General features: G+C 59.6%; 11 protein-coding genes. 3 read left to right on the top strand and 8 right to left on the bottom strand.

From position 1 onward, the window contains the following. Nucleotides 1–251 precede the first annotated feature (251 nt). From glpD to BUE92_RS07215, 4 genes are all read right to left on the bottom strand, one after another. Nucleotides 252–1,790: a glycerol-3-phosphate dehydrogenase gene (gene glpD, locus BUE92_RS07230; protein WP_073522795.1), complete on the bottom strand. Its 1,539-nt coding sequence runs from the start codon at nucleotides 1,788–1,790 to the stop codon at nucleotides 252–254. 259 nt (nucleotides 1,791–2,049) lie between these two features. Then, complete coding sequence (locus BUE92_RS07225) at nucleotides 2,050–2,805, bottom strand: DeoR/GlpR family transcriptional regulator (RefSeq protein WP_003188962.1); 756 nt, start codon at nucleotides 2,803–2,805, stop codon at nucleotides 2,050–2,052. A 94-nt stretch (nucleotides 2,806–2,899) separates the two neighbouring features. After that, nucleotides 2,900–4,405, bottom strand: a complete 1,506-nt coding sequence (glpK, locus tag BUE92_RS07220) for a glycerol kinase GlpK (protein WP_032893327.1) — start codon at nucleotides 4,403–4,405, stop codon at nucleotides 2,900–2,902. A 76-nt stretch (nucleotides 4,406–4,481) separates the two neighbouring features. Then, entirely contained in the window at nucleotides 4,482–5,339 is an 858-nt protein-coding gene (locus BUE92_RS07215) for an MIP/aquaporin family protein (protein ID WP_014717136.1), read from the bottom strand. Between the two features lie 325 nt (nucleotides 5,340–5,664). Here BUE92_RS07215 and ybaK point away from each other — a divergent pair, with 325 nt between their 5' ends. Beyond that, complete coding sequence (gene ybaK, locus BUE92_RS07210) at nucleotides 5,665–6,135, top strand: Cys-tRNA(Pro) deacylase (RefSeq protein ID WP_073522794.1); 471 nt, start codon at nucleotides 5,665–5,667, stop codon at nucleotides 6,133–6,135. Between the two features lie 52 nt (nucleotides 6,136–6,187). Here the strand turns inward: ybaK and BUE92_RS07205 are convergent, their stop codons facing one another. After that, nucleotides 6,188–7,297, bottom strand: coding sequence for an ABC transporter ATP-binding protein (locus BUE92_RS07205; RefSeq protein WP_073522793.1), 1,110 nt, complete (start codon nucleotides 7,295–7,297; stop codon nucleotides 6,188–6,190). Then, nucleotides 7,294–8,214: an ornithine carbamoyltransferase gene (gene argF, locus BUE92_RS07200; RefSeq protein ID WP_073522792.1), complete on the bottom strand. Its 921-nt coding sequence runs from the start codon at nucleotides 8,212–8,214 to the stop codon at nucleotides 7,294–7,296. The genes BUE92_RS07205 and argF overlap by 4 nt, the downstream gene beginning before the upstream one ends. Before the next feature lie 433 nt (nucleotides 8,215–8,647). Between argF and BUE92_RS07190 the strand changes: the two genes are divergently transcribed. Then, nucleotides 8,648–10,756 carry a molybdopterin oxidoreductase family protein gene (locus BUE92_RS07190; RefSeq protein ID WP_073522790.1) on the top strand — a complete coding sequence of 703 codons (2,109 nt, stop codon included), beginning with the start codon at nucleotides 8,648–8,650 and terminating at the stop codon, nucleotides 10,754–10,756. Nucleotides 10,757–10,833: 77 nt separating this feature from the next. Beyond that, nucleotides 10,834–11,172 (top strand): Grx4 family monothiol glutaredoxin, encoded by a 339-nt coding sequence (gene grxD, locus BUE92_RS07185; protein ID WP_073522787.1) that lies wholly within the window; start codon nucleotides 10,834–10,836, stop codon nucleotides 11,170–11,172. Between the two features lie 177 nt (nucleotides 11,173–11,349). Here grxD and bfr read toward each other — a convergent pair whose 3' ends face one another. Continuing rightward, entirely contained in the window at nucleotides 11,350–11,820 is a 471-nt protein-coding gene (gene bfr / locus BUE92_RS07180) for a bacterioferritin (RefSeq protein ID WP_012722487.1), read from the bottom strand. A 200-nt stretch (nucleotides 11,821–12,020) separates the two neighbouring features. Then, entirely contained in the window at nucleotides 12,021–12,239 is a 219-nt protein-coding gene (locus BUE92_RS07175; protein ID WP_017526354.1) for a bacterioferritin-associated ferredoxin, read from the bottom strand. Between the last annotated feature and the right edge of the window lie 81 nt (nucleotides 12,240–12,320).

The raw sequence follows: 12,320 nt of genomic DNA, 5'->3' as shown, positions 1-12,320 counted from the left end.
GAGTCGTGCCATACCGAAAACAAAAGGATAACTTAATGATTTATATAGAAATTAACTTTTTGTTTCGGCGATGTTTTCGGTCTTCGGTCCGGCAAACCGAATAGCGCAGAGGGGTGCGTTCGGAAAACCGAATGGTCTGTAGGGGCGAGCTTGCTCGCGAAAAACGCAAAAACGCCGCGTTTATGCTGAATAAACGCGGCGCTCTCAGGTTTTTCGCGAGCAAGCTCGCTCCTACAGGGTGGGGATAGCGGTCAAGCGGCTTCGATCTTGCTGCGGTTCTGCTCGACCCTGGACAAGTAGCGTTGCAGGTTTTCCTGCTCCTGCGGCGTGGTGAACAGGCCCAGCTTGGTGCGGCGCCACAACACGTCCTGCGGTTGTGTCACCCACTCTTCGGCGCACAGGTAGTCGACTTCGCGGGTATAGAGGCCGCCACCCAAGTGGTCACCCAGATCGGCGAGCGATTGCACGCCCTCCAGCAGGCGCCAGGTGCGGCTGCCGTAGGTGGTGGACCAGCGACGGGCAATCTCGCTCGGTACCCAGTCGAACTTGGCGCGGATGGCGTCGGCCAGGGCTTCAGGGGTGGTCATGTGTTCGCCGCCGGGCAGGCTGGCCGTGGCAGTCCAGCTTGGGCGCATCTGGGTGAAGTACGGCGCCAGTTGGGCCATGGCCGACTCAGCCAGTTTGCGATAGGTGGTCAGCTTGCCGCCGAATACCGACAGGATCGGCGCTTCGCCGGTGCTACCGGACAAGGCCAGGGTGTAATCACGCGTGATGGCCGATGGGTTGTCCGACTCGTCGTTGCACAGCGGGCGCACGCCGGAGTAGGTGTGGACGATATCGTCACGACTCAACTGTTTCTTGAAGTGCGCGTTGACCACCTTGAGCATGTAGTCGGTTTCACCTTCGGTGATCGCCACTGCAGCCGGGTCGCCGGTGTATTCGCGGTCGGTGGTGCCGATGATGGTCAAGTGGTTCAGGTACGGAATAGTGAAGACGATGCGCTGGTCTTCGTTCTGCAGGATATGGGCGTGGGCGCCTTCGTACAGGCGCGGCACGATCAGATGGCTGCCCTGGATCAAGCGGATGCCGTAGGGCGAATCCAGCTTCAGGTCGTCCTTGATGAATTTGGCCACCCAAGGGCCGGCAGCATTCACCAGGGCGCGGGCGCGGATCGAGAACAGGCTGCCGTCGGCACGCTCCATGTTCATTTCCCACAGACCGTTGCTGCGATGGGCGCTGACGCAACGGGTCTGCGTATGGATATGCGCGCCTTTCTCGCGGGCCGCCATGGCATTGAGCACGACCAGGCGGGCGTCATCGACCCAGCAGTCGGAGTATTCGAAGCCTCGGGTGATTTCACTTTTCAGTGGGCTGTCGGCACCGAACTTGAGGCTTTTGGAGCCTGCCAGTTTTTCGCGCTTGCCCAAGTGGTCATACAGGAACAAGCCAGCGCGAATCATCCACGCCGGGCGCAGGTGCGGGCGGTGCGGCAGCACGAAGCGCATTTGCTTGACGATGTGTGGGGCTTTGCCTAGCAGCACCTCACGTTCGGCCAGGGCTTCGCGCACCAGGCGGAATTCGTAGTGTTCCAGGTAACGCAGGCCGCCGTGGATCAGCTTACTGCTGGCCGAGGAGGTGTGGCTGGCCAAGTCATCCTTTTCGCAAAGGAATACCGACAAACCGCGACCGGCTGCGTCTGCCGCAATCCCGACGCCATTGATCCCGCCACCAATTACGGCAACGTCATAGACTTCGGCAAGCGGTGGAGCAGGCAAGGTGGAAGGGTTCATCGGCTGGCCTCGCGATCTTTTCGTCTTGGAATTCGAACATTAATGTTCATTTGCGAAAATGGTAGCTGATAATTGCGGGCACAGCCACCCGACTTCGATTGAAAAAACTCATCGAAGGGTGGGGAAAGGAAGAATTATGAACAAAGGTGAATGTGTTGGTGTTGGTGAGGCCGTCATCGCGGGCAAGCCCGGCTCCCACATTTGATCGCATTTCAAACTGTGGGAGCCGGGCTTGCCCGCGATGACGCCTGAGCAGGCGCTACACGACTTCCAGTCGCACCTTGTGCTCATTCAGCACTTGCACCAACGCCGGCACCGGCTGCTGGTCAGTCACCAGGCAGTCCACCAGGCTGATCGGCCCCAGGCGAATCATGGCATTGCGCCCGAATTTACTGGAGTCCGCCGCCAGGATGACCTGTCGCGCATTGGCGATGATTGCCTGGGAAACCCGCACTTCCTGGTAATCGAAGTCCAGCAGGCTGCCGTCCTCGTCGATACCGCTGATGCCCACCAAGGCAAAATCGACCTTGAACTGGTTGATGAAGTCGACACTGGCCTGGCCGACCACACCACCGTCACGGCGCACATTACCGCCGGTGAGCAACACATCGAAGTCGTCCTTGGCACTGAGCATGGTGGCGACGTTGAGGTTGTTGGTGATGATTTTCAGGTGGCTGTGATTGAGCAGCGCACGGGCGATGGATTCGGTGGTGGTGCCGATGTTGATGAACAGCGAGGCGTGATCGGGAATCTGCGCGGCGATGGCTTCACCGATGCGTTGCTTCTCGTCACGCATCTGGTCGGCACGCATGGCGTACGCGGTGTTCTCGACACTGGAGTCATAGGCTGCGCCGCCGTGATAGCGGCGCAACAAGTTGGCGTCCGCCAGCTGGTTGATATCGCGGCGGATGGTTTGCGGGGTGACAACGAATAGCTGCGCCATTTCCTCGATACTGACGTACCCGCGTTCGCGGACCAGTTCGAGGATTTGTTGTTGGCGGGGAGGCAGATTCATGGGGCGTCCTTTGGGCTGCCATACAAAAGTGGCCCATGATGACGCAGGAATCCGCTCCCTGCCAGTTACAACCTGCCGTAAGCCAGCGCTTGGCTTATTCGGCGCCTTCGTGCGGCTCCCAGTCACGGGTGCGGCTCACGGCTTTTTGCCAGCCGGCGTAGAGTTTCTCTTTGGCCGCCTCGTCCAGCTGTGGCTCGAACTCGCGCTCGATTACCGCCTTGCCGCGCAACTCGTCCAGGCTGCCCCAGAAGCCACACGCCAGGCCCGCCAGGTAGGCCGCGCCGAGGGCGGTGGTCTCGCGCATTTGCGGGCGTTCTACCTGGGTGCCGAGGATGTCGGCCTGGAATTGCATCAGGAAGTTATTGGCAACCGCGCCGCCGTCCACGCGCAGGGCCTTGAGGCGTTCGCCCGAGTCCTGTTGCATGGCGTCGAGGACGTCGCGGGTCTGGTAGGCAATCGATTCCAGGGCTGCGCGAATAATGTGGTCTACGCGTACGCCACGGGTCAGGCCGAACAGTGCGCCACGGGCATACGGGTCCCAGTAGGGCGCGCCGAGACCGGTAAAGGCGGGTACCAGGTACACGCCGTTGCTGTCCTTGACCTTGCCGGCAAAGTATTCGGTGTCGTGGGCGTCGTTGATGATTTTCAGCTCGTCACGCAGCCATTGCACGGTGGAGCCGCCGTTGAACACTGCGCCTTCCAGGGCGTAGGCCACCTCGCCGCGCGGGCCGCAGGCGATGGTGGTGAGCATGCCGTGCTTGGATTTCACCGCCTTGTCGCCGGTGTTCATCAGCAGGAAGCAGCCGGTGCCGTAGGTGTTCTTGGCCTGGCCCGCTTCCACGCACATCTGGCCGAACAGGGCCGCTTGCTGGTCACCGGCAATGCCGCCAATAGCGATGCCACTTTTGGTGCGGCCGTAGATTTCGGAGGATGACTTCACTTCGGGAAGCATTTCCCGCGGAATGTCGAGAATCTCCAGCATCTTCGCATCCCACTCCAGGGTGTGGATGTTGAAGAGCATGGTGCGCGAAGCATTGGTGTAGTCGGTGACGTGGGTCTTGCCGCCGGTAAATTTCCAGATCAGCCAGCTGTCGACGGTGCCGAACAGCAGTTCGCCATTGCGCGCACGTTCGCGGCTGCCCTCGACGTTGTCGAGGATCCACTTGAGCTTGGTGCCGGAGAAGTACGGGTCGGTGACCAGGCCGGTGGTGTCGCTGATGTATTGCTCATGGCCGTCGCGCTTGAGCTGCTGGCAGATCTCGGTGCTGCGGCGGCACTGCCAGACAATGGCGTTATAGATCGGGCGGCCGGTGATCTTGTCCCAGACCACGGTGGTTTCACGCTGGTTAGTGATACCGATGGCGGCCACCTGGTCATGGTGCAGGCCGGCCTGCGCCAGGGCTTCGACCATCACCGCGCTCTGGGTGGCGAAGATTTCCATCGGGTCATGTTCAACCCAGCCAGCCTGCGGGTAGTGCTGGACGAATTCACGCTGGGCGGTACACACCACGTTGGCGTCACGATCGAAGATGATCGCCCGGGAACTGGTGGTGCCCTGATCAAGGGCAATGATGTAGTTCTTATTCTGAAGGTCGGTCATGTCAATTGCCTTGGACGAAATAAGGAAGTCAGAAATCAGCCTGGGCCGCGAAGGGCAGGGGACCAGGCTGGCGCTTTCAGGAAATACGAGTCTTGCCGTTGACAGCCGTGTCAGGTGTTTCTTCAGCGATAGCCGGTGCGGCGCTCGGCAGGTGGCGAGCAATCAGCCCGCGATAGGCCGCAGCACCCAGGCATGCGCCGACAATCGGGGCGAAAATCGGCACCAGGAAATAAGGAATATCGCGACCGCCAGTAAAGGCCATTTCACCCCAACCGGCGAAAAAGGTCATCAGCTTGGGGCCGAAGTCCCGTGCAGGGTTCATCGCAAAGCCGGTCAGCGGGCCCATGGCACTACCAATCACCGCGATCAGCAAGCCGATCAACAGGGGCGCTAGCGGGCCGCGTGGCAGGCCGTTGTTGTCATCGGTGAGGGCCATGATCACGCCCATCAGGATGGCGGTGATGACCATTTCCACCAGGAATGCCTGGGCCGTGCTCAGCAGCGCATGGGGATAGGTGGAGAACACCGAGGCCAATTCCAGGCTGGCTTGGGAGCCGCGGACCATGTGGTGGGTTTGTTCGTAATCGAAAAACAGATTGCTGTAGAGCGTGTACACCAGGGCGGCGGAGCAAAAGGCGCCGGCGACCTGGGCAAGAATATAGAAGGGCAGTTTGCGCTTTTCAAAGTCGGCAAAGATGCACAGGGCGATACTGACCGCCGGGTTGAGGTGAGCCCCGGAAATACCGGCACTCAGGTAGATCGCCATGCTCACGCCGACCCCCCAGATGATACTGATTTCCCACAAGCCAAAGCTCGCACCCGCGACCTTGAGCGCGGCGACGCATCCTGTACCGAAAAAGATCAGCAGCGCGGTGCCCAGGAATTCGGCCATGCATTGGCTCGAAAGTGAAGGCTGTTGAAGAGCAGTTGTCATGGAAAACCTCAATTGTTGTTCTTGTCTTGCGCACGGCCTCAACGGGCAGTTGCGCGATATTCACCGCGAGAAGGATCCCCATCCTGGATCGCGGCTTATTGCGGAGCACCAGAGGATAATTCCTGCGGTATTCGGAAACGAAAAAATATAGACAAGAATGACCGCTGTCAAAGGTCGAAAGTGAACCATTGGTCATTTCCGAACTATTGGTGTGGTGAATGATCATGGCCAAGGCGCGTTGCTTTTGCGGTGATAGGTCTGTGCTAGAGCGTTTTAGGTAGGCTTGGCCTAGAATTGGCCATCAGTTTGCCCGCCCGGAGCCGTTATGACCCCTGCATTGGACCTGTTGAAAAAAGTTCGCGCCGAACATCGTGTGCATAGTTATGAACATGATCCCAAGGCAGCCTCGTATGGGCTGGAGGCCGCGGAAAAATTGAGCCTGGACCCGACCCAGGTGTTCAAGACGCTGTTGGCGAGCAGCGAGAAGGGCGAATTGTTGGTGGCGGTGGTGCCGGTCGTCGGAAGTCTGGACTTGAAAGCCCTGGCTCACGCTGCGGGTGTGAAGAAAGTCGAAATGGCTGACCCGGCAGCGGCGCAGCGCTCCACGGGCTATCTGTTGGGCGGCATCAGTCCGTTGGGGCAGAAGAAGCGGCTGCGCACATTTATCGATGAAACGGCGCAACCCTTTGCAACGATTTTTGTCAGCGCGGGCAGGAGAGGTTTGGAAGTTGAATTGCCAGCGGCGGTGTTGGCTGAACACACCCAGGCCAAATTCGCACCGATCGGCCGGGCCTGATAATCATTTTTGAACACCGTGGCGCTCAGCTGTGGGAGCTGGCCCGGTTTTATCAGTGAGCGACGCTGTGGCGGCGCACGCCTGACTCAACAGCAGGAATCTGCGCCGCTGTGCTGCCGGATGCCTGGAACAACACCAGGTGCTCAGCCGCCACACGAATCCCCACCTCTGCGCCCACTTGGTGATCGGCATGGCTGGGGAAAATCGACTCCAATTGAGCGCCGGTCGGCAGCTGTAACCGGTACAGCGTTGAGGCGCCGAGGAAAGTCTTGCCGACGATCCGGGCTTTCAACGCGCTGTCCGGCGCATACACGATATCGTCCGGGCGCAGCAGCACGTCCACCGCAGCGCCGGTCGGCAAGGTGTAGGCACGGTTGCCGCGCAGGTCGCCCAGTTCAGTGCTGACCGATTCGGGCGAGTTCAGCCGACCACGGATGAAATACCCCTGGCCGATGAAACTGGCGACGTAAGGCGTCTGCGGTTCGTGATAGAGGTTGTAGGGCGTGTCCCACTGCTCAAGGCGGCCTTCCTTGAAGACCCCGACGTGATCGCTGACGGCGAAGGCCTCTTCCTGGTCATGGGTCACCAGGATCGCGCTGGTGCCGCGAGCCTTGAGGATGTCGCGCACTTCATGGCTGAGCTTGCGGCGCAGTTCGCCATCGAGGTTGGAAAAAGGTTCATCCAGCAACAGCAGTTGCGGCTCCGGCGCCAGGGCCCGGGCGAGAGCGACGCGTTGTTGCTGACCACCGGAAAGCTCATGGGGAAAGCGCTTGCCCAGGTTCTTCAAGTTGACCAGCTCCAGCAACTCGGCGACTACGCGCTCTTTTTGCGGGTGCTTGCGAATGCCAAAGGCGATGTTGTCAGCCACGCTCAGGTGCGGGAACAATGCGTAGTCCTGGAACACCATGCCGATGCGACGTTTCTCCGGTGCCAAGGTGAAACCGGCACGGGAGATGACTTCGCCCGCCAGGCTGATTTCGCCTTCATGCACCGGCTCAAAGCCAGCAATCGCGCGCAGGGTAGTGGTCTTGCCACAGCCCGAAGAGCCGAGCAGGCAACCGATATCGCCGGCGTTGAGGTGCAGGTTGAGGTTTTGCACCACCCGCTGGTCTTGATAGCCGCATGCCAGATTGCGCAGGTTCAGCAGTAATGACTGGCTCATGCGTGGTGGTACGACGGCGGTACGAGGAATTCGAGCAAGGCCTTTTGCGCATGCAGGCGGTTCTCGGCCTGATCCCACGCGACTGAGCGCGGATCGTCGAGCAGGTCCTGGCTGATTTCTTCGCCCCGGTGGGCGGGCAGGCAGTGCATGAACAGCACGTCTGGCGCGGCCAGGTCGAGCAATGCGCGGGTCACCTGGAACGGCGCGAACCGAGCCAGGCGCTTGGCGGTTTCGTCTTCCTGGCCCATGGAGGTCCAGACGTCGGTGCTGACCAGGTGCGCGCCGGCCACTGCGTCCTTTGGATCGCGCAGCAGTTGCACACGGCCATCGGCCTTGGCCATGAACTCGGCGCTGGGCTCGTAGCCTTCAGGGCAGGCGATACGCAGGTGGAAGTCGAACTGGATCGCCGCTTCTATATAGCTGTTGCACATGTTGTTGCCATCGCCGATCCAGGCCACGGTCTTGCCTTGGATCGAGCCACGGTGTTCGAGGAAGGTTTGCATGTCGGCCAGCAACTGGCAGGGGTGCAGGTCATCGGACAGGCCGTTGATCACGGGCACACGGGAGTTGGCGGCAAATTCGGTCAAGGTGCTGTGGGCGAAGGTACGGATCATCACGGCATCGAGCATGCGCGACATCACGATGGCGCAATCGCTGATCGGCTCGCCACGGCCCAATTGGGTGTCGCGCGGGGAGAGGAAGATGGCCTGGCCACCCAGCTGGATCATGCCGGCTTCGAACGACAGGCGTGTGCGGGTCGAGGACTTTTCGAAAATCATCCCGAGCACCCGGTTTTTCAACGGCTCAAACAGTACACCGCGGTTACGCAGGTCTTTAAGCTCAATGCCTCGACGGATCACGCTGACCAGCTCATCGGGCGTGCAATCCATCAGGGAGAGAAAGTGCCTTGCGCTCATCATTAACTACCTTTTGCAACAGACCGCAGATACTCAAAGCCTTGTTTATTGCGACAACGGGCGAGACCTGCGGCGAAAGCCGCACGGGGCGACGAAATAGGGGAAGACGCGATATTGACATTAAATGTCGCGTTTTACCAATAGGGCTACGGCTTTAGGGGTGTTCAAGCAGGGCGCTGGCGCGCGTTTGAAGACGATTTCCTGACAGCAGCGAGCCATTTGTACACTGGCGTCCAGGCCTTTTGCAATGCGCGGGGGCGGGCTTGGGCCAGGTCGCGTCGGTTTCAGCGCCTGCTGGCAAGGTTTCTGAAACATTTGCTCATGCTTAGCCATGCCCTGGCCTATGCCCGTCGATTCACAACGCGAAGGTTGCTGGCGCCTCAAGGGTGCGCGGCCCATAGTTGAGCCAAAGCCCCTATAAAAGAGACTGGCCATGACCAAGACTCTCCACCACCGTGCCTGCCACCTGTGCGAAGCCATTTGCGGCCTCACCCTGGAAACCACCCAAGCCGAAGACGGTAGCCTGGCGATCACCTCGATCAAGGGCGACCCTCTGGACAGTTTCAGTCGCGGCCACATCTGCCCCAAGGCCGTGGCCCTGCAGGACATCCAGAATGACCCGGACCGCCTGCACCAACCCATGCGGCGGGTGGGCAGCGAATGGCAGCCGATTGCCTGGGATGAAGCCTTTGCCCTGGTGGCCGAGCGGCTCGCGGGTATCCAGGCGCGGCATGGCCGGAATGCGGTGGCGGTGTATCAGGGCAACCCAAGCGTGCATAACTATGGGTTGATGACCCACAGCAACTACTTTCTAGGGCTGTTGAAGACGCGCAATCGTTTTTCCGCGACCTCGGTAGACCAACTGCCTCATCACCTCACCAGTCACCTGATGTACGGCCACGGCCTGTTGTTGCCCATACCCGACATCGACCAGACCGACTTCATGTTGATCCTCGGTGGCAACCCATTGGCCTCCAATGGCAGCATCATGACCGTTCCCGATGTTGAGAAACGCCTCAAGGCCATCCAGGCGCGGGGCGGAAAAGTGGTGGTGGTCGACCCTCGGCGCAGCGAGACGGCAGCCATCGCCGACCAGCACTTGTTCGTACGCCCCGGCGGCGATGCGGCGTTGTTGTTTGGGGTGCTCAACACGTTGTTCTCCGAAGGGCTGACACGCGACAGCCATTTGCCGGTGCAAGGCCTGGATGATGTACGCAAGGCGATTGCCGGCTTCGATGCCGAGGCCATGAGCCGCCAGTGTGCGGTGCCTGCCGAGCAAATTCGCCAGTTGGCCAGGGACTTCGCCGGCGCTGACAAGGCCGTTTGTTATGGCCGCATGGGCGTCTCGACCCAAGCGTTTGGCACGCTGTGCCATTGGCTGGTGCAACTGATCAACCTGGTGACCGGCAATCTGGACCGTGTCGGCGGCGCGCTCTGCACCAGCCCGGCGGTGGACCTGGTGGCCTCTACCAGCGGCGGCCATTTCAACCGCTGGCAGAGCCGCGTGTCCGGGCGCCCGGAGTACGGTGGAGAACTGCCGGTGTCAGCCCTGGCCGAAGAAATGCTGACCGAGGGTGAAGGGCAGATCCGCGCCCTGGTGACGGTGGCCGGCAACCCGGTACTGTCCACGCCTAACGGTCGCCAATTGGAGCAAGCACTGGACGGGTTGGAATTCATGGTCAGCGTCGACCTGTACATCAACGAGACCACGCGTTATGCCGACCTGATCCTGCCGTCCACCTCAGCGCTGGAAAACGATCACTACGACACTACCTTCAATCTGTTCGCGGTGCGCAATGTCACGCGCTTCAATCGCGCGATCCTGCCCAAGCCGGAAGGTGCGCTGCATGACTGGGAGATCTTTGTCGGCTTGGCCAAGGCGTTTGCGGCGCACACTGGCGCGGTGCTCAAGCCCACCCTGCCACCCGCGCAGATGGTCGACTTCGGGCTGCGTGCGGGTGCCTATGGTGACGCATCCAGTCATAAGCTATCGGTGGCGATGCTGGCGGATCATCCCCATGGCGTGGACCTCGGACCGCTCAAGCCCAACCTCGCGGCACGTTTGAAAACCGCGGATGGCAAGGTGCAAGCGGCACCGACGGTGATCCTCGCAGACCTGGCGCGTTTCGCCGCCCAGCCGATGCCGCTGGCCGACGAACTGTTGCTGATTGGCCGACGGCATGTGCGCAGCAATAATTCCTGGATGCATAACTATCACCGGCTGGTGAAGGGCAAGCCACGCCATCAACTGTTGATGCACCCCGACGACCTAACCAGTCGGCAGCTGAGCGATGGGCAACGGGTGCGAGTGAGTTCGCGCATCGGCATGATCGAAGTGGAAGTGGTAGCCAGCGCGGACATGATGCCGGGTGTGGTCAGCCTGCCTCACGGCTGGGGCCACGGTCGTCCGGGCGTGCAGATGAGCATCGCGAGCAGCCAGCCGGGGGCGAGTGCCAATGACTTGACCGACGAGCGGCAATTGGACGAGTTGTCGGGTAATGCGGCGCTCAACGGCGTACCGGTGAAGGTGGCGGCGGCCTGAGCATCCTGTTGGATTTTTGCGTTACAATGCGCCACCGTGCCGACCCGTGAGTCGCAAAGTTCCTGCAGAGGTGTTCCATGGATATCATCGAAACGATCAAAGAGCAGATTGCCAACAACACCATTCTGCTTTACATGAAGGGCGCACCTAACGCGCCTCAGTGCGGTTTCTCCGCAAAAGCGTCCCAGGCCATCATGCAGTGCGGCGAGAAGTTCGCTTACGTGGATATCCTGCAAAACCCTGAAATCCGCGCCAACCTGCCAAAGTACGCCAACTGGCCGACTTTCCCGCAACTGTGGGTAGCCGGTGAGCTGGTTGGCGGTAGTGACATCATCACCGAGATGGCAGCGGATGGTTCCCTGCAAGCGCTGATCAAAGACGCAGCGGAAAAAGCAGCGGCCAAGACTGACGCCTAATTGGCGAGCAATAAAAAAGCCCCGCTTCTCACAAGAGAGCGGGGCTTTTTTTGAGCTTTTCTGTAGGAGCGAGCTTGCTCGCGAAGAACGTCAACGGTAACGCAGCGCGCCTGGTTTAACGCGTTGCCTGGGGAGCCTTCGCGAGCAAGCTCGCTCCTACAGTGATAGCAAGCGCAGTTATTCACCCATCTGCGATTGCAGGTAATTCTCCAGGCTGACCTTGTCGATCAGGCCCAACTGGGTTTCAAGCCAGTCGATATGCTCTTCCTGATCTTCCAGGATATCTTCCAACAGTTCACGACTGCCGAAATCGCCCTTGGTTTCGCAGTGAGCGATAGCGGCCTTGAGGTCGCTGTGGCTCTTGCGCTCAAAGCCCAGGTCGCTGCTGATCATTTCCTGGGTGTGCTCGCCGATGTTCAGCTTGCCCAGGTCCTGCACGTTCGGCAGGCCTTCCAGGAACAGGATACGCTTGATCAGCGCGTCGGCGTCCTTCATGGCCTTGATCGATTCTTTGTATTCACGCTTGCCGAGCTTTTCCAGGCCCCAGTCGTCGTACATGCGCGCATGCAGGAAGTACTGATTGATCGCGACCAGTTCATTGGCAAGGATTTTGTTGAGTTGCTGGATGACTGAGATGTCGCCTTTCATGACTGGGGTCCTGCCCTGTAATAGCTGTGTATAGGGCGGAGTCTGAGCGGTGAAAATCCTAGTGTCAAACCTAAGTTATTGAATAATAAATGAAAATTAATCGGAATAAGAATGTTTGTGTTCCGCGTCTTGGCGCTAACTAATTGAATTACAGGCATAAAAAAACCGGACACAAGGTCCGGTTCTTTAAAACATGCCTATCAGGCGTGTGTAAATTCTGTCGAGTAGGGGAGTGCGGCCTGGGCTGTTTGCAGCTGCGTCAGGGTTTCCCGTACCACTTGCTTGGCCAGGCAAGCGCATTTGCCGCACTGGCTGGCAACGCCCGTGGTTTCACGCACTTCTTTGTAGCTGCAGCAACCTTCATAGATTGCTTCGCGGATTTGTCCGTCGGTGACGCCAGTGCAGAGGCAGACATACATAAGTGAGAACCGTCGCGGGTTTATGGCTTAAGTGCGATGGATCTTAATGTTAACGAGAATGATTGTCAAAATAGTTTCAGC

Origin of the sequence: Pseudomonas fluorescens, from assembly GCF_001902145.1 — a bacterium.
Lineage (GTDB): Bacteria > Pseudomonadota > Gammaproteobacteria > Pseudomonadales > Pseudomonadaceae > Aquipseudomonas > Aquipseudomonas fluorescens_BV.
Note: the sequence above shows the minus strand (reverse complement) of the source record. Positions and strands in the feature narration are given on the sequence as shown.